This is a genomic window from Sinorhizobium fredii USDA 205, from assembly GCF_001461695.1.
In the GTDB taxonomy this organism is placed as follows: domain Bacteria; phylum Pseudomonadota; class Alphaproteobacteria; order Rhizobiales; family Rhizobiaceae; genus Sinorhizobium; species Sinorhizobium fredii.
In genome coordinates this window covers 136897-162243 of record NZ_AUTC01000157.1, presented here as the reverse complement: position 1 = coordinate 162243, position 25347 = coordinate 136897, and the positions used below count along the sequence as shown (strand labels likewise).

Genomic DNA, 25347 nt, shown 5'->3' with positions numbered 1-25347 from the left:
ACGGCATATGGTACTGATTTATCGGCGGCCTGCGCTTTGCCGGATAAGCGGTGGCTAGGCGCGCAGTCTTTGCCCGAGCGCCTCGATCATGCTCCGGCAGGCCGCGAGTTCGCCGGTCTCGATATACTCGTCCGCCTTGTGGGCACGCGCGATGTCCCCCGGGCCGCAGATGATCGCGTCGATGCCAGCTGCTTGATAGAGACCCGCTTCCGTCCCGTAGCTGACGGCCGGAAGCGGTTTCTGCCCGGTCAGAATCTCCAGCAGAACGGCAAGCGGCGCATCGTCCTTGAGAGACAGCGCCGGATAGGCGCTCAAGACTTCCCAGCGTGCCTCGAAGCCACGTTCGGTCAGGCCTTCGAGTTTGGCCTCGATGCCTGAGAGGAGCCGCGAAGGATCGACGCCAGCCACGGCACGCGCCTCGAGTTCGACCGTGCAGCGGTCGGGAATGATGTTCACCGCCTGTCCACCGTCAATGGTGCCGACCTGCAGCGAGGAGTAGGGCGGCTCGAAATTGTCGTCGAACGGCCCCTCAGTCAAAGCCTCTGCCGAACGGACCGCCTCGGTAACGATCTCCGCCATGGCGTGGATGGCATTCAGCCCGAGATCGGGCCGCGAGGAGTGGCCGGCGCGGCCGATGAGCTCGATGCGGGCAGCGGCTTTACCCTTATGGGCACGAATGGCGCGCAGGCCGCTCGGCTCGCCGACGATGCAGCCCTCCGGCTTCGCACAGAGATGCGGCAGCCGCGAAATGAGGTGCGGAACGCCGCGGCAGCCGGCTTCCTCGTCATAGGAGAAGGCGAGGTGAAGAGGTCGGGAAAGCGGTGAAGCAGCGATGGCCGGCAGGGCTGCGAGAGCGCAAGCCAGGAAGCCTTTCATGTCGCTCGTGCCGCGGCCATAGAGCCGCTCTCCCTCACGCCTGAGAACGAAGGGATCGCTCGACCACGTGGGCTCGGCGGCCGGCACCACGTCCATATGTCCCGACAGGATGATGCCCGGCCGTTCGGCTGGGCCGATGGTGGCGAAGAGATTTGCGCGATCGCCTTCCGGGCCGGGCAGCACGCTCACCTTGGCTCCCAGTTCCGTGAGGTAGGCTCGAATCCACTCGACGATCTCGTGGTTTGCCGTTCCGACTACGGAGGGAAAGGATACGAGGTGGGCAAGGATGTCTTCGGGTGTGTTCATTTGCCCCTCACAGCATGCCGGGTTTGCCGAGATCGGTTCCGTCGATCATCCGTTCGTAGCGGTATGGTGCCGGATCGACGCAGGGTCTGTCTGCGCGGATGAGATCCGCTGCGAGCCTGCCGGCCGCCGGGCCGATCCCGAAGCCGTGGCCGCTGAAGCCGGAGGAGATGAAAAGCCCCGGATGCGACGTGACGGAGGAGATCACCGGTATGGCGTCGGGGGTGGAATCCACCATGCCGCCCCAACTTTGGGCCGGGCGGATGCCGGCGAGTGAAGGATAGGTGGCGACCAGCCGGGCGATGCCGCGCTCGATCAGGTGCTGGTCTGGCCGCGGGTCGAGCGTGCGGATCCGTTCGAAGGGCGAAATGCCGTCGGCCCGCCAGCGCAGGATCGCCTCGGGCCCCTGGAAGAATTGCCGCCCGATCGCGTAGGTCAGGCCCTTGCGGCGGACCTGGAAGGTCGTCCAGAAGGCGCGCGCCTGCAGGATGCCCCACGGGGTCACCTGCAATTGCCCGAGCCCGCTCAAGCCCACCGTATAGCCGCCGTCGAGCCGCCGCCGGATCGTCAGATGCTCCATCGCCACGCCGCCTTCCGTCACCGCCGGTGCCGGGACCGTATAGAAGGAGCTCGACTTGACGCAGGCCTGCAGGAAGCGAATGCCGTGGTGGCGCAGGAACATCCCGCTCCAGGCACCGCCGGCGACGAGAACGGCCGAGGCTCGGATCGGGCCTTTTTCGGTGACGACGCCTGAGATGCGCCCGGCTTCGGTTTCTAGCTCGCGTGCGGCGCAGCTCTGGACGATAACCGCGCCGCGGCGCTGTGCCGCGCGAGCCAGCGCCGGCACCGCAAGCTCGGGCTCGGCGCGGCCGTCGGTCGGCGAATGGACCCCGCCAATCCAGCTGCGGCTGTTGCCCGGCAGCATGGTCGCGCACTCGCTGCCGCCGAGCATGCGGGTGTCGACGCCGAAATCCTTGGCGACCCGGCCCCAGCGCTCCCACGTGTCGAGATCGGCCTTGCGGGTGGTGGCATAGACGAGACCGGTGCGCCGGAAGCCGGTTTCCTCGCCGATTTCAGCGTTCAGGTCTTCCCAGATGCTGAGCGCCAGCTGGGCCAGCGGCAGTTCGCGGGGATCGCGGTTCTGTTGGCGGCACCAGCCCCAGTTACGGCTCGACTGTTCGCCGGCGATCACGCCCTTTTCTATGAGCACGACCGAGGTTCCGCGCTTTGCGAGTTCGTAGGCGGCCGCCACGCCGGCCATGCCGCCGCCGAGAATGACGACATCCGCCGATTTCGGAACGTCCTGGCTGCTGACGACGCGGCGGACGGGAGGAGACATCGGATACCTCTAGAGCGAACAGGAGAAAACGGCGATGAGCCGCCGCTTCGTCGCATTAGGATAGGTCCGGGGCAGTGAACTGCTTGCCGAATGGCCCGAGCCTTCGGTGGAAAGTTCCGAATTGCGAAACATCTGAAGTGTTTTGTGTTGCGCGTAAACGGCTACAACTGAAGCGGGTCACTCGCCTCACGGCCCGAGTGCCCGTAACGCAGGATGTCGAGCCGGTGCCTCCGAAGGGCAGGACAAACATGGAAAGAACCAATTCGAAACGGTTGGATTCCTTCGAACTGACCATTGCCGATATTGCCGAAGCAGATCTCGACGCGCTCCATGCCTTGTCCATGTCCGTTGGCTGGCCGCATAGGGCGGAGGATTGGCAGATGGTCCGCGAGCTTGGCAAAGGTATCGTCGCGCGCGACGCGATCGACCGGGTCCTCGCCTCTGCGATGTGGTTCAACTACGCCCCGGATTTTACCAATATAGGCATGGTCATCACCTCGCCGCGCCTGCAGATGCTCGGTGCCGGACTATGGATGATGAACCACGTGCTGGCGCGGACCGGCTCGCGGGCGATCGGCCTCAATGCGACCCGCTCGGCGCGGCGGCTCTATGGGTCGCTCGGTTTCGTCGCCGAGCGAACCGTTTACCAGTGTAACGGCGAGGCGGTCGCACCGCCGGAGGGTTCACTTCCTCCGGGAACTAGACTGCGCACTCTGACGCGGGACGATCTTGACGAAATCATCGCGCTCGATCTCGCTGCCTATAACGCCGACCGCACTCATGTGCTGGCGCGCCTCCTTGGTGTGTCGAAAGGCGTGGCGCTTGTCCGCGGCGATCGGATGGCGGCCTATTCGCTATGCCGGCGCTTCGGGCGCGGCCATTTGATCGGTCCGGTCGTCGCGGCAAACGACGCTGACGCGATCGCAGTGACGAGACCCCACGTCGCCGACCATGCGGGATCGTTCCTCCGTCTCGATACTCGCCAGAAGAGCGGCGCATTCGCGGAATTCCTCGCGCAGTCGGGTCTTCCCGTCTTTGACACGGTCACCAGCATGTCGCTAAGGCGACCTTGGTTGGTTGAGAAAACGGGCAGCGAAACGCCTATTATCTATGGCCTGGCCACGCAGGCGCTGGGATAGACATCGACAACACATGCGGCGCGCCCAAGAAACGGGTTGAATTCGCAGCCCGGCCGCACGATTTTCATGGAAACGTGAAACTCGGGAGGCTGTGGCGATGGGCCAGACAGCGCACCAATATCTGATCTTCGAAACTGCGGCCGGCTTCTGCGGTATCGCCTGGAGCGAGCGCGGTATCACACGCTTCCAATTGCCGACGAAAAGCGCGGACGCGACCGAGCGCCTTCTCCTCAGGCGTCAGCCCGGTGCGGAACCAACGCAGCCGCCGCCGGCGGTTGCGGAAGCTGTGCGCGAGGTAAAGCGCTATTTCGAGGGCAACGAAACGGATTTTTCCGGTTTCGAGCTCGATCTCGAGGAACAGGACGCTTTCTTCAAAGAGATCTATGCGGCGACGCGAAAGATCGCCTGGGGACAAACGACGACCTATGGCGCACTGGCCAAGGCGCTTGGTGCCGGACCAGAGGTCGCGCGCGACGTCGGCCAGGCGATGGCGAAGAACCCGGTGGCGCTGATTATCCCGTGCCACCGCGTGTTGGCGGCCGGCGGCAAGGTCGGCGGTTTTTCCGCACCGGGCGGCGCCTCGACGAAGCTGCGCATGCTCGAACTGGAAGGCGTTCACGTCGGACCGCCGGAGCAGGCGCAACAATCCCTGGGATTTTGAACATGGCCGTCATGAAACCCCGGTCGGAGGAGGTAGCAATGCAGACCCTATCTGAGGCGCGGCTGGCTCCTCCCGACAGCGGGCTATGGCCTGCCGAACGGCGGAAAGTCCTCGACTGGCTGGTCAGGGAAACGCGAGAGGAACGCTTCATCGACAACATCTTCGTGGATCTGTGCCGGAGATTGTCAGATGCGGGTGTGCCCGTTGCCCGCGCGACCCTCCATTTCAGAATTCATCACCCGCAATGGATCGGCGCGCGGATCTTGTGGCGGAAGGGACTGTCGGAGGCGGAGATTGACACCTATGAATATGGCGTCGAAGACAGCTCGCAATACTTGAACAGCCCGTTGCACGAATTCAACAACGGAGCGGACGAGGTGCGCCGGCACCTGGACGACCCGGCAGCAGACGGTCCGGATTACCCGCTCTACGACGAACTGCGGGCTGAAGGTCTCACCGACTACATCATCTGGCCGCTCCACCATACGCTGGGCAAACGCCACGCGATTACCTTTGCAAGCGACAGGCCGGGCGGCTTCGACGCCGACGACATCGCTTTCTTTTCGGATATTCTGCCGGCACTGGCGCTCGTCAGCGAGATCAGGCTGAAGAACCGTCTCGCGCGCACCCTCCTCGAAACCTATGTCGGACCGCATGCGAGCGAACAGATTCTGGCGGGGGCGACGACCCGCGGCAGCGGCGTAACGGTGGGCGCGGCGATCCTGATCTGCGATTTGCGCGACTTCACGAAATTGTCGGACCTCTGGCCGCGCGACGACGTCATCGAGCTCTTAAACGATTATTTCGACGCGATGTCCGAGCCGATCGAGCGGCATGGCGGGGAGATCCTGAAATTCATGGGCGACGGATTGCTGGCGATCTTCCCGCTCACCGATCCCTGCGCCTGCGGTCAACTTCTCGCAGCCATCGACGAAGCGCAGGCCGCCCTTTCCAGGCTCAACGAGGCTAATCTGCTCAAAGGTCACGATCCGCTCGGCTACGGCATCGGCGTCCATGTCGGCGACGTGATGTACGGCAATATCGGCTCGCGCAAGCGCCTCGATTTCACCGTCATCGGCCCCGCCGTCAACATCGCCTCACGCCTCGAAAGTCTGACCAAGGAACTCAAGCGCCCGGTTCTTCTTTCGAGAGCCTTCGTCGAAAGGGCAGGATGCGCGGCACAGTTGGAGGATCTCGGTTCCTATGCCTTGAGGGGACTGGACGAGCCGATCGAAGTTTTTGCCCTTTCCGGTGGCAAGTAGGGCGCGGTTGGCCGTCCCTTCGGCGGTCTAGGCGTTTGCGCGCGTCGAAGCAGAGCCTCTCCGCTACTTCATCGCCTTTCCGGCCCTTCGCGTGCATCAGCTCCAGCGTCTATTGTCTCTAGCCGTCAAGCAACGGGGATACGGCTATCAAGCTCAAGGGCATCTATCAGCGCCTGACCGATTCCCTCATCGAGCAGGCCAAGCCCGGTACAAAGTCGCGGATTCGTCACTGACGCGGGAGTCCGATCGGTCGAGCCTTCCACGTTGGGTCACTGACGAATCCGATCTGGATGGTGTAGGACCACGCGATTTCGACCGGCTTGCTTGGCAAGATAAAGTGCCGCATCAGCCTGGTTCTGAAGCTGCTCTGGCGAAATGATCTTCTCCTCTGACGACTGAGTCGCCACACCGATGCTGAGGGTGACGTAGGGCGAGATGCGGGACGCCGGGTTCGGAAGAGAGGCGGCTTCGACGCTCCTGCGAATCCGTTCGGCCATACAGATGGCCTCTCCCTCGTCGACACCCGGAAGCACGATGAGGAACTCCTCACCGCCGTAACGGGCCACATGATCGCGATCTCGTTTCACGCTGCTTTGAATTATGCCGGCAACCTTCACGAGGCAGCGGTCGCCCTCCGCATGCCCGAGGTGATCATTCAGCTTCTTGAACTCGTCGATATCACACATCAGCATGGCGCAGCCGCGACTATCCATACCGGCGCTCCAGAGATGATTGAGCGTTTCCATCATCCAGCGTCGGTTGGCGATTCCAGTGAGGGGATCGGTTCTCGCGAGGCGCTCCAGCCGAGCATTGGCGTCGGCAAGTTCTGCGACACGGCTGCGGTCTCGCAGCTCAAGAAGAAAACCCTTTTGCGCTAAAATCGTCATGGTGCGTCGCGCAACGACAGTAGCGATGATGCCGCTGGCAAAAAATAACGCCGCAGCTACGGCGCTTCCCGTCTCCAAGCTTGGGTTCAGCAACTGAAAGAAAAGGTAGAGACCGAGCGCCATGGCGGCGACCGTTACGGTCCAGGTCAGCGGAATGCTGAAGATGATGATGGCCGTAATGGCCACGAACAGCATGATGTTCAAGTGCCTTTCGTGGAACTCGCCACCCGCGCTCACGCCTACCAGAGCAACCGACAAGAGGATGAAAAACAGGCCCGCGATGATCGAGGCCCTCTGGAGCCCGATCGCTCGCGGCTTTCGCCAGACGAAGGCGGTGGCGAGAGCGGCGGGGGGGAGGATGCAGGCGGGTGCAAGCATCGACAGGACGATCACCTTTGGAAGCAGGATAGCATTGAGGCCCAACGTGAGCACATCCAACAAGGCCACCCATGTCATCCAGGCACGAATGACCTTGGCCGTTCGCGGCCAGGAGCGCTCTTGGAATAGGCGGCGAAGCTCACCTTTGAGCCGGATGTCACGCGTGCGACCCGCGAGAAGGCGCGCAACTTCAGCCATGATAGAGGGATCCTGTGCCTGAAGCTGCATCGGTGTGAATGGGCCAACCCCATTCGCTGAGACTGCGCTCTCCTCAATGTCCATGCCTACCCATGTAGCGGAGCATGCCCGACAGGCAAGTATACCGCACCAATTGAGGGAACCATTGAGTCGACCCGATGCAATGAGGACTGGATCGACTTATAGTTGCCGGGAGAAAAATAGCCGCGTGAGATAATCGCACTTCTTCCGGCCCGCCCGTCGAACGCCCCGGGGTCGTCGCGAACGCCCAGACCGAAATACATAATTCGTTAACTATAACGACAGCCTTCTGGGAACCACTTGCGGTCGACAATAGTTAACGAAGGTTGCACAACCAGGCGGGGACTCCACTACAGCGGGATGGCCTGTCGCAATCAGTCGAAGAGTCGGTGACATGAACGCTCCGCTTCCAGAACGTTCATCCGAGAGGTCTCATGACTTCTTCCAGTGTCTGATGGACGGCATCACCGAACCGGTGATCGTCAAGGACGATCGTCTGCGGTTTGTTTTCGTGAACAGCGCAGGGTGCGAGCTCCTCGGCCGACGCTGCGATGAGCTTCTCGGGCGTACCGATCACGACTTTCTGCCCACGGCGGAGGCCGACAGGATCGTCTCAATTGACGGCGCCGTGCTTTCGACAGGCGAGGAGCACCGTGTCGAAGAGGAGACCACCACCGCGGACGGCGCCACGCGGACGCTCCTGATCAAGAAGCGCTGCGTGTGCATACCGGCCGGCCGGAGCGAGGGTAAGTTCCTGCTCTCGGTGATTGAAGACATCACGGAACTGCGTAGGGCCGAAGAAACGCTTCGGGCCAGGGAAGACCATTACCGCTCGCTCATCGACCTTCATCCGCAAGTTCCCTGGACCGCAGACCCGATGGGAGCGGTATTGGACGTCGGACCGCGATGGTCCGAGTTCACCGGATTGAGCGAAGAAGAAACACTCGGAAGTGGGTGGGCAAAAGCCGTGCACCCGCAAGACGCCGCTATGGTCCACCAGCAATGGCAACGCTCTCTTTTGGGTGGCGATCCGCTTAACATCGAGTATCGCCTCTTGACCGCAACCGGTCATTACCTCTGGTTCCGTGCTCGGGCAATTGCCAAGCGTGATGCCGCTGGAGAAATCGTGCGTTGGTACGGTGTCTTGGAGGATGTCGATGAAAGGCGCCGCGCTACCGAAGCGTTGCGTGAAAGCGAAGCGCGCTTCCGGGCAATAGCCGATGACGCACCGGTGATGATCTGGGTAGCCGATCCATCGGGCGACACGAGCTTTTTCAGCCGTTTGTGGCTGGAGACTACGGGACAATCGGAAGCCGAGGCACTCGGTTTCGGTTGGGTGGATGTAATCCACCCCGATGACCGAGAGAAAGTGCAGGAAGCGTTTTTCAACGCGACGGCGGGCAAGGCACCCGTGCGAAGCGAATACCGATTGCGGCGGGCCGATGGAAGCTGGGCGTGGGTGATAGATGTCGGTCAGCCCCGCTTTTCCGACGGAGCGTTCCTGGGATATGTCGGCTCGGTGCTCGACATCACGGAACGCCGTGCCGCCGAGCTCGCCCAACAGGAATCGCAAGCCTTTATCAGAAGCATCTTCGACAGCAGTCCCGACTGTGTACGCGTGCTCGATCTCGAAGGGCGACCGTTGCTCATGAACAAGGCTGGCCGGCGAATCTTCGGCCTGGCGGAAGGGGCGCCGCTCACAAAAACCACATGGGACGTTATCGGCAAGGACGCCGATGCACAAAAGGTTCTAGAGGGCTGGGCAAAAGTCAGGGCCGGCGAGACTGCTCGATTCGAGATTACTGTACGGGACGCCAAGGACGAAGAAAGATGCATGGACGTGATCGCGGCTCCCATCATCGGGCGCGAAGGAAAGCCGGTCAGAATGCTTTCGATCTGGCGCGACATTACTGCTGCAAAGCGCGCCAGCGAGGAAATCAGCCGCTCGCAAAGGACGGCCGAAGCGGCGGCTAATCAGCTTTCCTCCGTTCTCGAGAGCACCATGGATAGCGTCATGCTCCTCGATCCCCGGTGGCGTATCCGCTATTTGAACGAGAACGCCAAGAGGCTCTTGCGGATCGGGGACGAGGCGCTGGGGAAGGTCTTCTGGAAACTGTTTCCAAAAGAAAGAAACGGGAACTTTGTCAAGCATTGCCAAGAGGTCATGAACCGCCGTGTTCGTTCCTTCTTCGAGGATTACTTGTCCTCCCTTGATCGTTGGATTGAAGCAAATGCTTCTCCCACGCAGGACGGTATTTCCATTTTCTGCAGAGACATAACGGAGCATCGCCGGGCAGAGGAGGACAAGTTACTCGCCCAGAAGCAGATGGCCCATTTGGCAAGGCACGATATGCTAACCGGCTTAGCAAATCGGATGTTCTTCCGCGAATGCTTCGATCGGGCCCTGAGTGAGAAGGATGCCGCCAGCAGCATGGCTGTGCTATGCCTGGATCTAGACGGCTTCAAGGCGATTAACGATACGCTTGGACATCCCGCCGGCGACGCTTTGTTGCGCCAGGTTTCTGCGCGGCTCGTCCAGTCCGCAAGTCCCACCGACGTCGTCGCGCGCCTCGGGGGTGATGAATTTGCCATCATACATCCCTTGGCGGGAACTTACGACGACGCCATTCGTCTCGCTCAGCGGATTATTGACACGCTTTGCGGGCCGTTCACAGTAGAGGGCGTCAGTGCCACAATCGGAGCGAGCGTCGGCATTGCTTTTGCGCCGGACGACGGGACTTCCGCGGATGAATTAATCAAGGCCGCGGACATCGCCCTCTACAATGCCAAGTCCAGCGGGCGCGGCACTTACAAGCGCTTCGATGTAGCCATGTATGCGCAGCTGCAGGCCCACCAGCAGGTAAAGATTGCGCTCAGAGGCGCGCTGGAAAGGAACGAATTTGAGCTGCATTATCAGCCGCTGATAAGCTTGAGATCGCGCCGCGTAACAGGATGCGAAGCGCTCTTGCGGTGGCGCAATCCCGAAAGAGGGATGGTTGCGCCCTCGGAGTTCATCCCCATTGCTGAAGAAACCGGCCTGATCGTACCGATCGGCGAGTGGATTCTCGATCAGGCCTGTCGCCAGGCGGCACAATGGCCGGAGCATGTCAGCATTGCCATCAACCTCTCACCGGTCCAGTTCAAGCACCGCAACCTCGTCAAGACAGTGGCCGATGCCCTCTCGGTTTCTCGCCTTACTCCCGCGCGCCTGCAATTGGAGATCACGGAATCGGTCCTGCTGGACGAGAGCGAACACAATATTCAACTGCTCCAGGAGCTGCGCGGCCTCGGTGTGAAAATAGCGATGGACGACTTCGGGACGGGCTATTCGTCGCTCGGCTACCTGAGAAGTTTCCCTTTCGACAAAATCAAGGTGGATCAAGCCTTCGTTCGCGATCTTCCGCACGGCAAAGAGTCGCTCGCGATCGTAAAAGCCGTCGCGGGTCTCGGTCATAGCCTGGGCATGACGACGACAATCGAGGGGGTTGAGACGGAGGATCAGTTGGCCGCCGTGAACGCGGAGGGATTTCACGAGGTTCAGGGTTACATCTTCTCGCGTCCCCTCCCTCCGTCAGAAATCTCCAAATTGATCGACGGCCCTCTGGAAACCGGCGGTGCACCATGCGTTTACCTTGCGAACCGCCCCCAGAGCTAGCTGCTGCATTTAGCCCTACACGTCTCCAAGCGTGTGTGGCACAATCTTGATACTACCGCGCATTGATTGGTAATGACGGGAACGCATTCGCTGAGACGATCGTTAGTTGCAGACCCGCCAGCGGGCCGAATTGATGGCCCGCAAGCGCCAGACAACCGGCGAGGAAAGCGTAATGAATACCTCACGCATCGCACTGATAGCCGATGATGATGAATTCTTCCGGATCGCGCTTGGCTTCATCCTGAAGAGCAAATTGCGTTTCACGGAGATTCTCGAAAGTGGGTCGCTCGATGAAGCTATTGAAAGGCTCAGCGAGCGCGAGGACATATCGCTGGCTTTGTTCGATTTGGCAATGCCGGGCATGCAAAGTGCTGCCAGCCTTGCCGCCGTGCGCGACATCCACCCGGATCTAAAGGTCGTCGTCGTCTCGGCATCGTCGCGCCGGTCGGACATTCTGTCTGCCCTCACTGCGGGCATAAATGGCTATGTGCCAAAGGGCCTCGGTGCGAGCGAACTGGCCGAAGCACTTGGCGCGATTCTCAACGGCACTATTTACGTACCCCCGTCCATAGCAGGTCGGCCTTCTTCTTCCGAGGAAGCAGGGGTCTCTCAGGTCATCCGGGGAGCCCAGGACGAACGGGGCCATCGCACAATCGAATTCCTCACGCCGAGGCAGCGCGAGGTTCTCCTGCTCCTTGTACAGGGGTTCTCGAACAAGGAAATCGCCCGCAAGCTGAAACTCGGCGAGGGTACGGTGAAGATCCACATGGCAGCACTCTTCCGCAGTCTGCGGGTAAGGAACCGCCAGGAGGCCGCTGCCGCAGGAGCGCGTCTGTTACCCATGACCGAGAGCCAGCAGTAGGCCGGTCGGATAGGCCGCCTTCTAAGCCATCCGGCCGAATAGCCGACAGGCATCCGAGGACGTACTGACGACGGCAGAGCCACGAATTTAGGAAGAACATGCGCCAGCCTGTTTCGACAGCCAGCTTACCCGGACGCCCTCTTCGCGCCTGCGCGGCGAATGAGGCAGGAGGTGTTCGGTGACAGGTCACGCGCTTCCGTCCAAGCTCGCTGACGAGGTCGCCTGCAGGGTCGGCATCGGCCTTCCGGCATCGCGAAAAGACGTCGTTGCCTCGGCGATAGGCCGGGTCATGGCGCGGCGCGGCATCGACGACAGCAGCCTATTTCTTCACCGGCTGGGGCTGGACCAGGACCTGACCGACGATGTTATTGCAGCGATCACGGTCGGAGAAACGCATTTCTTTCGCGATCCCGATCAATTCCAGCTGATATCGCAAGCGATCCTTCCGGAACTAAGGCTGCGGCGGCCCGACGGATCTCTCGTCCGGATCTGGAGCGTCGGCTGTGCAACGGGTGAGGAACCCTACTCCCTTGCCATTCTCTGCGACGAGGAAGGTCTCCTCCAAGATGTTCGTATAAGTGCAGCCGACGTCTCCAGAAGGGCGCTCGCCACGGCCAAAGCCGCAGAGTATGGCGAATGGTCGTTGAGGAATACGGATCGCAAGCTGAAGGACCGATACTTCACCTCAGGTGAGGGACGGTTTCGACTGAACGAACGATTGCGCCGGCAGGTCGGTTTCGCTCACCTGAACCTTGGCGCAGTCGAACTACCGGCGCCGGAAAGGGGATTGGCTGACTTCGACTTGATCCTTTGCCGCAACGTGCTCGTCTATCTTGACGCGAGTACGGTGCGGCGGATTGCGCGTCAGCTATTCGCCTGCCTTGCCGATGGTGGCTGGCTGTTGACGGCGCCGACCGATCCGCCCTTGTGGAAGTACGCCCCGTTCGAAACTTCCATCACGTCGGCGGGCGTTGTCTACCGGCGCATGATAGCTCATGGAGACGCTCCCAGGGGCTCTACCGCAGGCGTCGCCTCCATTCTAGGCCACAAAAAACCTGTCGCGCACGTGTCGCCCCCCCGAGCTTGCGGGATGGATGAGCGAAAAACGCCCGACGACAAAGCCTTCAAAGCCATTGCCCGGCAAATCCGCTGGCGTTACGAACTGGGTGAGACCCGGGAAGCTCAGCGCCTCGCTGCGCAAGCAGTTCAAAGTCATCCGCTCTCAGCAGAACTGCATTTCCTCCAGGGACTCTCCCAGATGGCCGATGGGCAGACCGACGCGGCTGCGGCGGCGCTGCGACGGGTGGTCTATCTGGACGCCAGACTGGCAGCCGCGCAGTTCTTCCTCGGTGTCTGTCTTACGCACAGCGACCCGCAAGCGTCCCAGCGGGCCTTCGAAAACGTGCTGCAGTTCTGTCTCTCTCGCCCACCGCGCGAACGCGTCGCCCTGATGTCAGAGGCGACGGCTGGAGATCTGGCGGAGCGCGCACGGCGCGAGATCGGCAAAATTCAGCGAGGGCGGGGGAGCAAACGCCTATGACGACACCTTCCCGCCCCGCCTCCCGACCGGTCGACTGGACCGCAGTCAGAAGACGGATGGAGGCAGCGATAGAGCAGACCGAAGTGCTTTTGGAAGCGGCACAGCCAGATGCCGCCATGCGATACGAGCAATCACCGCGATCGGCCGGTGATGCGTTCGCAGGAGGAGAGCAGGCGATCGGCCTTGTGACCTTCATGCTATCGGATCGCCAGTTTGCCTTGGAGATCCACTATGTTTGCGAAATCGTTTCGAAGGCACGCGTCAGTCCGCTTCCGGGAATGCCCTCCCACGCCTGTGGCGTCTATGATCTGCGCGGCCAGTTGCTGCCCGTTTTCGACTTGTGCGAACTCTTCGATCTCCCGCGACCGGCCGCAAACGCCAGCGACTGGGCGATTGTATGCGGGCAAGCGCATCCCGAATTCTTGATCCTGTCTATGGCCGCCCCAGAAATAGTGATGCTCCCCCTGGAGGAAATCGGTGCGGCGGAGCCCGGTACAGGCGACAAAGCCTGGCATTGCGCAACGACGGAAACCGGCACGGTCATTCTGGACGGCCACCTTCTCTTGAACGATCGCCAATTCTTTCTTGAGGACGAGCAGATCGTCGCCAGCGGCGAGACGGAAAGGACCAAAATCCATGAGTCCCCGACTAACGAATAGCCTCTATGGCGCGTTGGGCTTGGCCATGCTGCTGTTCGTGGCCGCTTCGGCGCTGCTCGTCGGCTCCAGCTTTATTGCCCTGCAGCAGGTGCGAGCCGATCTTGCGGCGACATCGTCGCTTGGGACGCAACGCCTTGCCTACCAGCTGATCTACGTAGCCGGGCGCTTGGAAAGAGCGGAGGGCCCCGCCCGGATTGCTGCTGCCGATGAGCTGCGCGGCCTGATGGACCGCAACGAGCGGCTGCTTGCGAGTCTGGTTAATGGCGACGAAAGGTTCGGGCTGGAGGCAACGACGGATCCTGCTGCCCTTACGCAGCTCGAACAAGCCCGTCAACAATGGCGGGAACAGGTGAGACCCGCTCTGGAAAGCGCTATTGCCAGCGCGCCGCTCGGACCCGAGGCGCTGGATGAACTCGACCCAAGGATCAGAGACTTTGCAGCGCGCATGGACGAATTGATCAACCGAATCGAGCAGGCAGGAGTAGCCCGGCTCCAGCGCTCTCAATTACTGCAACTGGGCTTTACGGTTCTCGCCGTTCTGATGCTGCTCCACGTGTTGCGGGTCGCGCGCCGCCTCGTCGTCCGCACGCGCAAGCTCGCCGGCGTGGCGGAAATGGTCAGCGCCGGTGACCTGACGCAGAAAGCCTCAGTGGACGGCAGCGACGAACTCGCGGTCCTCGGCCTTTCCTTCAATGCAATGACGGCAAGGCTTGCCAGCATGATCGACAATGAACGCAGCAGCAGGGAGAGGCTCGAAGAGCTGCTCGCCACGATCTCGGAAACGGCTCACCATCTTTCGTCGTCCGCCGCCGAAATCCTCGCCGGTACCACGCAACAAGTCGAAGGCATGCGTGAGCAATCGTCGGCGGTCGCCCAGACGGTGACGAGCGTCGATGAGGTGCTGCAGACGTCGGAACAGGCGGCGCAGCGCGCGCAGCAGGTTGCTGCGTCGTACGATCAGGCCGTCAAGATCAGCAATGACGGCCGCAGAGCGCTAGACGATACCGTCCACGTGATGAACGCCGTGAGCGCCCGCACCGAAGGGATTGCCGGAGACATACTTTCATTGGCGGAAAATAGCCTGGAAATCGGTGAGATCGTCACGGTCGTTGGCGAGATCGCGGACCAAACGAATCTCTTGGCGCTGAATGCGGCAATCGAGGCGTCGCGTGCCGGCGAGCACGGTAGGGGTTTCAGTGTCGTTGCCAGCGAGATCAGGACACTTGCTGATCAGTCGAAGTCCGCGACCACCCGAGTTCGTCGAATTCTGATGGAGATCCAGAAAGCGACTAATGCGGCGGTCATCGGAGCCGAGGATGGCACGAAGAGTGTCAGCCGTGCCCTCGAGACGGTGAACGAAGCGGGCGAAACGATCCGGCAGCTCGAGGCGATCGTTGCCGATTCCGCGCGGTCGGTCACCCAGATCGCCGCTTCGGCGGGCCAGCAAAGAGCGGGCATGAAGCAGATCCACGACGCGATGCATTACATCGAGCAAGCGAGCAGCCAGAATCTCTCGGCGATCCGGCAAGCTGAGGAGGCCGCGAAAGATCTCAACGAACTGGGCTCCAGGTTGAAGGAAATGCTCGCTGACCATGGCAACTGAGATGACAAAACCCGAGGAATTCGACCGTGAATTGCTGCAGATGTTCACCCAGGAAGTGGGGGAACGTGCATCCGACATGGAGCAGGCATTGCTCGCCATCGAGGACACCGGCGGGGCCGTCGAGAAACTCCGTCTGCAGGAGCAGCTTCTAAGGACGGCGCATAGCCTCAAAGGCGCCGCCGGTCTGCTTCAAGTGCGGGGAGTGGAAGCGATTTGTCACTGGATGGAAGAGATACTTTCCCTCACCGTGAAAGAACAGCGTGTGCTCGAAAAACCCAAGCTCGATCTTCTTCTGTCGGCCGCAGACGCCATCCAGGATGTGTCTCGCCTCTTGGAAATAGGGGAGATGCCTTCGCCGGCGCACGGTGAGAGCGTGGTCGATGCCCTGAAGGCTGCCATGGCGACAGGGGCGGACCACGGCAGCGGCAAGCCGAAGCTGGGTCCATCTCAGGCGGAACAGGTACACGTTCGAACCGGTGATACCGACGGCTCCATGCGCGTGTCCGCCGATCGTCTGGATACGCTTCTCTACAGGAGTGGCGAATTGCTGTCCTTTAATGCGATCATGCGGCGTCGTGCCAAGGAGGCGGCCTTGCTCCGGGAGCAGACCAGGAGACTGCGGGGGACAGGCCCCGAGTTCGCCGCACAGGCGGCAAGTATCGAAAGCGGACTGCGCCAGCTCGCGACATCGCTGCGCGGGGACATGAGGCTGATGCACAGTGCCGCGACCGCACTTGATCACGAGGTACGGCACGCACGCACGCAATCTTTTGCGGAGGCATGTAAGGGGCTCGACCGCGTCGTGCGGGACATGGCGGCAGCATCGGGGAAATTGGCAGAACTGGAGATCAAGGGCGGAGAGATCGAGATCGATCGCTCCATTCTTTCGAGTCTGCAGGATTCGCTTCGCCATCTCGTGCGCAATGCAGTCGCGCATGGCATCCAGTCGCCCGCAGAACGCCGAAAGGCGGCGAAACCGGAGAGAGGGAGAGTTCTCATTGCAGCCGCCATCTCTGGGGACCGGATGCAGGTGCGTGTCGAGGATGACGGCCGCGGCCTGGATGTAGCCCGACTCAGCAAGGCAGGGGCCGAACATGTGAAAGAGGTGAAAGACGAAGCGGAGCTCCTGCGGCGTGTTTTCGAGCCTGGTGTATCGACGGCGGCGACGGTCACCAGCCTGTCGGGGCGTGGGATAGGCCTCGACATCGTCAAACGCAATATCGAAACGCTGCGTGGCACGGCAGAAGTTTCGCAAGTTCCGACGGGAGGCGCCGCCTTCACCCTCACGCTCCCCCTGACGCTGGCGACAGTGCGTGCACTGGAGGTCATCGCAGGGGAGCATGTGTTCACGATCGATACGGCGTCGATCCAGCGGGTGACACGCATTCATCCGCAGGACTTCGCAATCTCTGAGGACAGGGGCATCGTCACCACCCCTACCGGCCCGATACCCTTCCTGGATCTTGCCAGTTGGCTCGGGCTGCCGCCGGGCCGCGGCGATACCGGGCTGGCCGTGCCGGCGGTCGTGGTTGACGCTCCGGGCGGGCCGGTGGCGGTGCTCGTCGACGCTGTTGCCGGTGAGCAGGAACTCCTCGCACGCCCGCTCGGTCCGCGGTTTGCGAAAGTTCGTCGCTATAGCGCTGGCATGGTACTGGCCAACGGGCGCATTGCCCTCCTCCTGAACATTGCAGCGCTCGCCGAGGCTGCCGCCGAGGCGCGACCACCGGACGGCGCAGCCGTGCCCGAGCCAGTTCTGGCCGTGCGTCGCAAGGTGCTCGTCGTGGACGATTCCAAATACGTACGAACGTTGGTGAAGCTCATCCTCGAGGGCGCAGGGTACGATGTCGCGATAGCAAGCAATGGCATGGAGGCCTTGGAGGAGCTTCTTGAAGACGGTGCCGATATGGTCGTCGCGGACGTCGACATGCCGTCCATGAACGGCTTCGAACTCACCGAGGCCATTCGTCGGTCGGAGCGTTTCACCGACACGCCCGTCGTCCTTGTCACCGGCCGGGAAACGCTTGAAGACAAGGTGCGGGGGCTGCGTGCTGGCGCCAATGCCTATCTGAGGAAGGACCAGTTCGATGCGCAGCACTTCCTGGAGACGATGCGCCGGGTCGTGTGAGGACGAGGATGACACGTATTCTCCTTGCGACATCGACGCGAGATCTTGAAGAACGCGTCAGAAGGGCGGCAGGCGCCGACGCCGCCATAGAGCTCGTGGGCGTCGCAAGAAGCGGCAAGGACGCGGTTAGGATGACCGGTAAACTTTTGCCGGACATAGTCGCAGTGGAACTCCGCGACAACGACACCGCCGAAACCGTCAGAGAGATCATGATCATCGCACCGACGCCTGTGGTCATGGTGGCCTACCAGGATGGTTCGCAACTGGGGGCCATCTCCGCGCGGGCGCTCGACTCGGGCGCGCTCGCGGTCATCCCGGCGCCGACCGCATCCGGCACGTCTCTCGAAAAAGCGGCTATCGAAAAGTTCCTGTCGACGATCAAGGCCATGGCACAGGTCAAGGTCGTTCGCCAGTGGCGCAAGAAGACACGCGGCGATCACCAGGTCAAAGAGGCACCGCAGTCGGCGGACGACACCCAGATCGCGATCGTGGGCATTGCCGCCTCCACAGGAGGACCGTCCGCGATCCGTTCGATATTGAAGGACCTCTCCGCAAATTTTCCTGCGCCCATCCTCATCGTGCAGCACATGTCGAACGGCTTCATCGAAGGCGTTGCCGCATCTCTCGACGCCACAATTGCCCTCAAGGTTAAAGTCGGTGCGAATGGCGAACGCCTGAGGCCTGGCACTGTTTACCTCGCCCCTGACGGCCACCAGCTCGGCGTCTCGGGCAAGTCGCGCCTGCGTGTCGTGGACGACGATCCCATACAGGGCTTCAAGCCGTCCGGATCCTATCTGTTCGGCTCGATCGCTCGCGCTTTCAAGGAGGAGTCTCTTGCGGTCATCCTGACTGGGATGGGCGATGACGGCACCGAGGGCCTTCGGGCGCTGCACGTGGCGGGCGGGAAGGTGATCGCGCAGGATGAAGAAAGCTCCGTCGTCTTCGGAATGCCGAAATCGGCAATCTCTGCCGGTCTCGTCGATTTCGTTCTGCCGCTGGACGATATAGCCGGGAAGATCACCGCGCTGGCGAGCCGAAGACGCCAACCCTGAAAGAGAAGGTGCGGCGCCTCGTCGAAATTGACGCGTAGCGCCGCCCTTGCCCCATGCCAACTCTCGGGCGCCCGAGCTCCGTCGTGAACAGACCGCTCCCGATCCCGCCCTACAGACCGGTGATTTGAATGGCCGCGGGGGTGATGATGACCGCAAAGAGAACCGGCAGGAAGAACACGATCATCGGCACGGTCAGTTTCGGGGGAAGCCCGGCCGCTTTCTTCTCCGCCTCGCTCATCCGCATGTCGCGGTTCTCCTGCGCCATCACCCGCAGCGCCTGGCCAAGCGGCGTCCCATATTTCTCCGCCTGGATCAGGCTGGTCACGACGGCGCGGACGCCCTCTACGCCGGTCCTCCGCCCAAGGTTCTCGAAGGCCTGCCGTCGGTCCTGCAGATAGGAAAGCTCCGCCGTTGTGAGCAGGATCTCCTCGGCCACCTCGGGCGATTGTGCGCCGATTTCCTCGCCCACTTTGCGGAAGGCGCTTTCGATGCCCATGCCGGATTCGACGGTGATCAACAGGAGGTCCAGCGCCTCCGGCCACGATCGGCGGATTACCTGCTGGCGCTTCGTGATCCTATTTTGGATGAATATCGCCGGAGCGAAATATCCGAGCGAGCCGATGGCGCTGGCCATCGCAATGACCGCAATCAGCGGCGCCTCCGGTCGAAGGATGAGCAGCATGTATGTGAGGCAAGCGGCAAAGAGCACGAGTGGCGCTATCAGCCTGAAGGCAAGAAAGGTCGTAACCGGAGCGCGGCCGCGATAGCCGGCCATGCTCAGCTTGCGGAAGATTTCGCCATCCTCCGCCTGCTTGGCAAGGTTGAAGCGATCGACAATCGCCTGGAAGAATCGCTTGGGCTCTGCGCGCAGGGACACCTTGCTCTTTTCGACATTCAGCCGCGTGCGCTCTCGCTGCCTGATGCTTTCTCGCTCGCTCTCCACCTTGCGCATCCGCTCTGCGAGCGTATCGCGGAAAACATAGGGCCATGAAACTGCCACGACGGCAGAAAAGGCGGCAAGGCCAGCCAACATCGCGGAAAGCTGGTCGGGGTCGGGGATGTGGGCGAACAGGTTCATGTGGTGTCTCAGAAATCGAAGTTGATCATTTTGCGCATGAGGAAAGTGCCTATGCTCATCCAGAGGGCGGAGCCGACAAGCACCATCTTTCCGACGAGCGTCGTGAACAGGAGCGACATGTAGTCGGGGCTGGACATGTACACGGCGCCGGCGACGAGGAACGGCAACGCGCCGATGATACCGGCGGAGGATTTCGCCTCCGCGCTCATAGCCTTGATCTTGGCCTTCATCTTCTTGCGCTCGCGCAGCACCTTGGAAAGGTTTCCAAGCGCCTCGGAGAGGCTGCCACCGGTGCGGCTTTGAATTGTGATGACGATCGCGAAGAATTTGGCCTCGGGCAGGGGTATGCGATCGCACAGGCGCTCGACGGCTTCGTCGACCGGCAGCCCCAGCGTCTGGTCCTGTGCGATGGTAAGAAATTCGCCCTTGACCGGCTCCTGCGCTTCCGCGGCAATCACCCTCAGGCAATCGGTCATAGGCAGCCCTGCCTTGAGGCCGCGCACGATCACATCGACCGCGTTCGGAAACTCGGCAGTGAACCGCTTGAGCCGCATGTTGCGCTTCGTGTTCACATAGCCGTGCGGCAGGAACAGGCCGGCCGCGACGGCAAAGCCCAGTGTGGTAAGGGCGCCCAGTCCAAGGAGCGCTATCAATACATAGGTGGCGAGGCTAGCGGCCGCGCAAACGAGCCAATAGGTTCTCGTCGACCAGCCTAGACCGGCCTGGCGGAGCCTGACGTCAAGCTTCGGCTTGCCGCCCTTGCGCGCACGCGCCTTCTGCTGCTCGTCTATGTCGCGCAGCGTCTTTTCCACCGAGCGGCGACGGTCGCGGCGCTCCTCGTCGGCCATTTCTGTCGCTTTGATTTCCGTGCGGCCGGCGACGCGCTCGAATCTTTGTCGATAGGCGCTGGCCTTAGCGGCCCGCGGATAAAACGCGGCGAGCATCAGGCCGCCGACGGAGGTCGACGCCAGAAAGAAGATGAGCACGGGAAACAGCGAAGCACTCAGCATGTCCATTCAGCCTTTTTGAGATGCTCGGGGCGTCGCGGTAAAACGGCCGTCAGGCGGCCGCCTTGGTCTCGGCGGCGTCGAGCGCGGCGGCCAGACGCGCTTCTTCGCCATAGTAGCGGGCACGATCCCAGAAGGCCGGCCGGCCGATGCCGGTGGAACGGTGCCGACCGATGATGTTACCCTTTCCATCCTCGCCGAGAATGTCGTAGACGAAGAGATCTTGCGTCGTGACCACGTCACCCTCCATGCCGAGCACTTCGGTGATATGGGTGATGCGGCGGGAACCGTCGCGCAGGCGCGCCGCCTGGACGATCACGTCCACCGATGAAACCAGCATTTCCCGGATTGCCTTGCCCGGCAGCGAATGCCCACCCATGGTGATCATCGCCTCGACGCGCGAGATCGCCTCGCGCGGAGAGTTGGCGTGGAGCGTCCCCATCGAACCGTCGTGGCCGGTGTTCATGGCCTGCAGGAGGTCGAAGGCCTCGGGGCCGCGCACCTCCCCGACGATGATCCGCTCCGGCCGCATGCGCAGGCAGTTCTTGACGAGGCTGCGCATGGTGATCTCACCCTGTCCTTCGATGTTCGGCGGGCGGGTTTCGAGCCGCACGACATGCGGCTGCTGCAATTGCAGCTCGGCCGCATCCTCGCAGGTGATGATGCGCTCGCCGTCGTCGATATAACCGGTCAGGCAATTCAGGAGCGTCGTCTTGCCGGAGCCCGTCCCTCCCGAAATCAGCACGTTGCAGCGGACGCGGCCGACGATCTTGAGGATCTCGGCGCCCTCGGGCGAGATCGACCCGAACCGCACCAGCTGGTCGAGGTTCAGCTTCTCTTTCTTGAACTTACGAATCGTAAGGCTTGGTCCATCGATCGCGAGCGGCGGCGCGATGACGTTGACGCGCGACCCATCGGCGAGACGTGCGTCGCAGATAGGGCTTGATTCATCGACGCGCCGACCAACCTGGCTGACGATGCGCTGGCAGATGTTGAGAAGCTGTTCGTTGTCGCGGAAACGGACACCCGTCTGCTGCACCCTGCCACCAACCTCGATGAACACCTGGTCGGCGCCATTCACCATGATGTCGGCGATGTCATCGCGTGCGAGCAGCGGTTCGAGAGGGCCATAGCCTAGAATATCGTTGCAGATGTCGCGGAGCAGCTCATTCTGCTCGGCCATGGAGATGCCGGCCTTCTTTGCCGCGACGATGTCGTTGACGATCGCGCCGATTTCCTCGCGCGCCTGATCGCCGTCCATGCCCGACAGCGCCGCCACGTCGATGGTGGCGATGAGCGCGCTGAAAATTCCCTTTTTGAGGCTGTAATATTGGTCGGTATTTTCCGCCTTCGCAGCGGCCGGAACTTCGGCAGGCTTCGGCACTTCCCGCGGCATGGCGACGGGCGCTTCACGCGCCGCCTGATGGACTTCCGCTTCGGTAACCTTATGTTCCGGGATGGATTTTCTGCCGAACATCGTTGTCGCTTCGCTAGAGGTGTTCTGTTCTTCACGCGACAGCGGAAGGCGATCATTCCTTCCGCTTCGCTTGGCGATCGGCGCTGATCCTGGAAGGAGTCAGAGCGCCGTCGAGATGGCGGTGAATTTGGCGCCGATGTCGGTGCCGACGAGCTGCACCGCGCTGATGATGGCGACGGCGATGAGACCAGCGATAAGGCCATACTCGATGGCCGTGGCACCGGATTCGTTGCGGACGAAGCGGACGAGAAGATTTTTCATGAGACGATCCTTCACTGGGTTGGGGTTGCGCCGACGCCAAGTTCGGCATCACAGGCCGGGCCGGGGTTTCGTTCGTTTCCCGCTTTCTGTGTGGCCTTGATATAGACTTTATTAACCCTTTTGATCCATTCAGCCTGATGGCCGATACCTCATCCGGGGTAGGGATCGGCCTGTTGGCCTAGTCCAATCGTCCCGCCGCCCTATCCTCTTGCTTTTACCAGCCTTATTTCGACCGGATGGCTCGTCGTCCGTTCACAGAGACCGGGAGCGAAAAATGCGCGTGGTTCCGAGGCATAAGAGGGCCGGATGGCTTGTTCTCGCTTCGATTGCCTGTACCGCCATTGGCGCGGCGCAGGCGGCGGAAGATCGTCCGCCGACCACGGCGCTGGAGCCGACCCGCCAGACCGAGGGCGTCGTCAGGGTCATTGTCGATTTTGCAAGGCCCCTGTTACTCGCCCGGCAGGCAAGCACGCTCATTATCGGCAATCCTGCCATCGCCCAGGCGACACTCAGCGACGACAAGACCGTCATTCTGACCGGCAAGACGCCAGGATCGACGAACCTCATCGTCATGGATGCAGATGGGACCGAAGTAGCCAACATCATCCTCGACGTGGTTGCAGCGGGAGGTCGCCTGATTACGGTTGACGGTGGCAGCGGCCGGTCGACCTACAGCTGCACAGAGCGCTGCGACCCGGTTCAGCCGAGCGGCGAAACGGCGGCGCCTCCTCCGCCGCCGAACAGCCCCGCTCCGCCGATCGACGAAGGACCATGACCGGACTCTTCCGATCGTTCAGCCGATCGGAATACGCCGCGAAAGTGCGAGGCTTAAAGGAGCCTCCGCCAGCCCGGGGAGGAAAAACCTGAACGGATAGCGGATCGACAAGACACGAAAATCGATCCCGTCGACCGTATGCTTGCTGACGGCAATTTGCAGCAGATCGGGATCGCCGCTGCCGAAATTGTCCCGTATGGCGCTCGCCAGCTTCGTCTGCGCCTCGCTGTCGGGCGCGTCGCGCGCGATCTGACCTATGAGCACCTGCCGGGCGGCAAAGTCGGCTGCATAGGACAGTTCGTTGCGCACGTAAAAAGCGCGGCCGAAATCGATGACGCCAAGGATCAGCAGAAGCAGGGGCAAACAGACTATTGCGAACTCGACCGCCGTCGCGCCGGATTGGTTGCGCCAGGCGCGACGAAAGATGCGGAACGACAAGGTCATCGGACCTGTACCTGCATCAAGGAATTGAGCTGGAAGGGCGGAAGCGCCTCCGGCAGGGACATAGGCCGGTAATTCTTCGCCGCTTCGAGACGATAGAATACGAGCTGCTGCGCCGCGTTCGCGCAGGGTGTCGTCCCGCATTGCGGCGCGGCCTCTGGCTTGACATCAGCGTTTTCCGGGCAGGCGCAGTAACGCTTCACCGGCGCCAGGGTGACATTGGCCGGCACGGCGCTTTGCGCCAGCGTCGACTGCAGCACCTTGTCGACCTGAGTCGCCCCGGGATCGGCCATGGCCGCTTGTGCCCCGGCGCGAAGCACGTGATCGATCGTCATCCGCTCGTGCAGCGCCAGTGCAACATCGGCCATGGCGACAAGACCGAGCGCCAATACGGGCGCAAACAGCGCAAACTCTACAGCCGAGACTCCACTCTCGGACTTCTTCAGTTCCTGTGCCTTCTTGCGGAGCCCGGCTGCTGCCTTCTGCTTTCGACGCTGCATGTATCTCTGCACCAGTCCCGGGAGTCCTTTCTTCCGCGTCCGCCTCTCCCTCGTGCCGCCGACCCGCCACGCAAGCGAGACGATGGCCTGCCCCGCCTTTGACTCGGGCGCCGACTCGATGACCAATTGGCCATTATTGGCCGCCTTGCCGAACAGCTGCGGATCGAAGGGAACGCACACGCTTTCCTGCAGTCCGACTGCGGCAATGAAGTCCTTGGGCTTGATCTCTGCAAGCTTCGGCGTGTCCGTCCTGTTCAGCACGAGTCTCGGCGGCGGATCGTTGGGGCGCGCCTTCTTCAGTAAGTCGACCAGATTCTTCACATTGCGCATCGAGGCCAGATCGGGCGCTGCGGTGATAACGATCTCGTCGGCCTCAAGCAGAATCTTTCGCGTCCACTGCATCCAGATGTGCGGCAGATCGATCACGATTTGCCAGGAGCTGGACCGGGCGACATCGAGAAGATGGTCGACATGCTCCTCCTTGAGATAGAGGAACCTGTCGAGGTCCGTTGTAGCAGGAAGCAGGTGCAGGTGCTCCGTGTAGGGCACCGCCAAACGTCGCAGCAGCACATCGTCCAGACGGTCGGGACTGCTCAGGACCTCCGTCATGCCTTGAACTGCCTCGACATCGAAATCGAGGCCGAGCGTGCCGAATTGAAGGTCGAGGTCGGCCACCAGCACATCGGCATCGACGCGCTTCGACATCGCAAAGGCGACGTTGTGGGCGAGCGTCGAGGAACCGGTTCCGCCCTTGGCGCCGATAAAGGCGACGATGCGCCCGAGCTTCTCTTCGACGGAACCGCGAAAACTGCGATGCACCGCGGCGACGAAGTCAATCGGGTCGAGCGGCATCACCAGGTAGTCGCTGACACCTGCATCCAGGAGCCTCTTGTAGAGGCCGACATCGTTAGAGCCGCCGACGACGATGACCTTAGTGCCGGTGACGCACTCCATGGCGAGAGCTTCGAGCGCCGTCATAAGACGATCCTCCTCGTCGGAGTCCTCGACGACGACGAGGCTCGGCGAAGTGACGCCGCCGTAAAGCGCCGTCGCCTCCTTTATCCCGCCTCCCTTGATCGTCACGGTGGCGCGCGCCATCCGGCGGTCGTTGGCCGCCGCGCGGACCGTCTCCATCAACGCCTCGGAGCGGCAGAAGACGGCGACGTCTACCTTCGGAATGGACAAGAGCGGCGCAACCGGTGCCCGCGGGGTCTCTTGGATATTGCTGCCGAGTTGTTTCATCTTTCC

General features: G+C 61.8%; 20 protein-coding genes. 11 read left to right on the top strand and 9 right to left on the bottom strand.

What is annotated here, in order from left to right:
- Nucleotides 1-54: 54 nt before the first annotated feature.
- Together argE and N181_RS22760 are read right to left on the bottom strand one after the other, a co-directional pair.
- Nucleotides 55-1182 (bottom strand): acetylornithine deacetylase, encoded by a 1128-nt coding sequence (gene argE, locus N181_RS22765; protein WP_037433153.1) that lies wholly within the window; start codon nt 1180-1182, stop codon nt 55-57.
- A gap of 7 nt (nt 1183-1189) precedes the next feature.
- Nucleotides 1190-2518, bottom strand: a complete 1329-nt coding sequence (locus N181_RS22760; RefSeq protein ID WP_060563899.1) for an NAD(P)/FAD-dependent oxidoreductase — start codon at nt 2516-2518, stop codon at nt 1190-1192.
- Nucleotides 2519-2766: 248 nt separating this feature from the next.
- Here N181_RS22760 and N181_RS22755 point away from each other — a divergent pair, with 248 nt between their 5' ends.
- The 3 genes from N181_RS22755 (at nt 2767) to N181_RS22745 (ending at nt 5580) form a co-directional block, all read left to right on the top strand.
- A complete protein-coding gene (locus N181_RS22755; protein ID WP_037433149.1) occupies nt 2767-3657 on the top strand; it encodes a GNAT family N-acetyltransferase in 891 nt (296 codons plus the stop codon).
- Nucleotides 3658-3754: 97 nt separating this feature from the next.
- Nucleotides 3755-4318: a methylated-DNA--[protein]-cysteine S-methyltransferase gene (locus tag N181_RS22750; RefSeq protein WP_037433148.1), complete on the top strand. Its 564-nt coding sequence runs from the start codon at nt 3755-3757 to the stop codon at nt 4316-4318.
- A 2-nt stretch (nt 4319-4320) separates the two neighbouring features.
- Nucleotides 4321-5580, top strand: a complete 1260-nt coding sequence (locus tag N181_RS22745; protein WP_037433146.1) for an adenylate/guanylate cyclase domain-containing protein — start codon at nt 4321-4323, stop codon at nt 5578-5580.
- A 269-nt stretch (nt 5581-5849) separates the two neighbouring features.
- On the opposite strand, the gene N181_RS22740 is transcribed toward N181_RS22745, so the two are convergent.
- Nucleotides 5850-7073 carry a GGDEF domain-containing protein gene (locus tag N181_RS22740; protein ID WP_037433160.1) on the bottom strand — a complete coding sequence of 408 codons (1224 nt, stop codon included), beginning with the start codon at nt 7071-7073 and terminating at the stop codon, nt 5850-5852.
- A gap of 385 nt (nt 7074-7458) precedes the next feature.
- Between N181_RS22740 and N181_RS22735 the strand changes: the two genes are divergently transcribed.
- The 7 genes from N181_RS22735 to N181_RS22705 all read left to right on the top strand — a co-directional run bounded on the left by N181_RS22735 (nt 7459) and on the right by N181_RS22705 (nt 18560).
- The gene (locus N181_RS22735; RefSeq protein WP_037435607.1) at nt 7459-10719 is read left to right on the top strand and encodes a bifunctional diguanylate cyclase/phosphodiesterase; all 3261 of its coding nucleotides are present in this window, start codon (nt 7459-7461) and stop codon (nt 10717-10719) included.
- Between the two features lie 172 nt (nt 10720-10891).
- The gene (locus N181_RS22730; RefSeq protein WP_037395082.1) at nt 10892-11581 is read left to right on the top strand and encodes a LuxR C-terminal-related transcriptional regulator; all 690 of its coding nucleotides are present in this window, start codon (nt 10892-10894) and stop codon (nt 11579-11581) included.
- Between the two features lie 178 nt (nt 11582-11759).
- A complete protein-coding gene (locus N181_RS22725; RefSeq protein WP_037432072.1) occupies nt 11760-13121 on the top strand; it encodes a CheR family methyltransferase in 1362 nt (453 codons plus the stop codon).
- On the top strand, nt 13118-13780 hold the full coding sequence (locus N181_RS22720; RefSeq protein ID WP_037432070.1) for a chemotaxis protein CheW: 663 nt from the start codon (nt 13118-13120) through the stop codon (nt 13778-13780). Before N181_RS22725 ends, N181_RS22720 begins: the two co-directional genes overlap by 4 nt.
- Entirely contained in the window at nt 13758-15383 is a 1626-nt protein-coding gene (locus N181_RS22715; protein WP_037432069.1) for a methyl-accepting chemotaxis protein, read from the top strand. Before N181_RS22720 ends, N181_RS22715 begins: the two co-directional genes overlap by 23 nt.
- A 1-nt stretch (nt 15384) precedes the next feature.
- Entirely contained in the window at nt 15385-17508 is a 2124-nt protein-coding gene (locus N181_RS22710; protein WP_037432067.1) for a hybrid sensor histidine kinase/response regulator, read from the top strand.
- Between the two features lie 8 nt (nt 17509-17516).
- The gene (locus N181_RS22705; RefSeq protein WP_037432066.1) at nt 17517-18560 is read left to right on the top strand and encodes a chemotaxis protein CheB; all 1044 of its coding nucleotides are present in this window, start codon (nt 17517-17519) and stop codon (nt 18558-18560) included.
- 109 nt (nt 18561-18669) lie between these two features.
- Here N181_RS22705 and N181_RS22700 read toward each other — a convergent pair whose 3' ends face one another.
- From N181_RS22700 to N181_RS22685, 4 genes are all read right to left on the bottom strand, one after another.
- Nucleotides 18670-19638 carry a type II secretion system F family protein gene (locus N181_RS22700; protein WP_037395059.1) on the bottom strand — a complete coding sequence of 323 codons (969 nt, stop codon included), beginning with the start codon at nt 19636-19638 and terminating at the stop codon, nt 18670-18672.
- An 8-nt stretch (nt 19639-19646) separates the two neighbouring features.
- A complete protein-coding gene (locus tag N181_RS22695) occupies nt 19647-20648 on the bottom strand; it encodes a type II secretion system F family protein (RefSeq protein WP_037432079.1) in 1002 nt (333 codons plus the stop codon).
- A gap of 49 nt (nt 20649-20697) precedes the next feature.
- On the bottom strand, nt 20698-22122 hold the full coding sequence (locus N181_RS22690) for a TadA family conjugal transfer-associated ATPase (RefSeq protein WP_037432065.1): 1425 nt from the start codon (nt 22120-22122) through the stop codon (nt 20698-20700).
- A gap of 99 nt (nt 22123-22221) precedes the next feature.
- Entirely contained in the window at nt 22222-22383 is a 162-nt protein-coding gene (locus tag N181_RS22685) for a Flp family type IVb pilin (RefSeq protein WP_037395065.1), read from the bottom strand.
- Between the two features lie 274 nt (nt 22384-22657).
- Here N181_RS22685 and N181_RS22680 point away from each other — a divergent pair, with 274 nt between their 5' ends.
- Nucleotides 22658-23158 (top strand): pilus assembly protein N-terminal domain-containing protein, encoded by a 501-nt coding sequence (locus tag N181_RS22680; protein ID WP_037432063.1) that lies wholly within the window; start codon nt 22658-22660, stop codon nt 23156-23158.
- Nucleotides 23159-23176: 18 nt separating this feature from the next.
- On the opposite strand, the gene N181_RS22675 is transcribed toward N181_RS22680, so the two are convergent.
- Both N181_RS22675 and N181_RS22670 read right to left on the bottom strand, forming a co-directional pair.
- Nucleotides 23177-23602, bottom strand: coding sequence for a TadE/TadG family type IV pilus assembly protein (locus N181_RS22675; RefSeq protein ID WP_037432062.1), 426 nt, complete (start codon nt 23600-23602; stop codon nt 23177-23179).
- Nucleotides 23599-25341, bottom strand: a complete 1743-nt coding sequence (locus N181_RS22670; RefSeq protein WP_037432060.1) for an AAA family ATPase — start codon at nt 25339-25341, stop codon at nt 23599-23601. Before N181_RS22670 ends, N181_RS22675 begins: the two co-directional genes overlap by 4 nt.
- Nucleotides 25342-25347 lie beyond the last annotated feature (6 nt).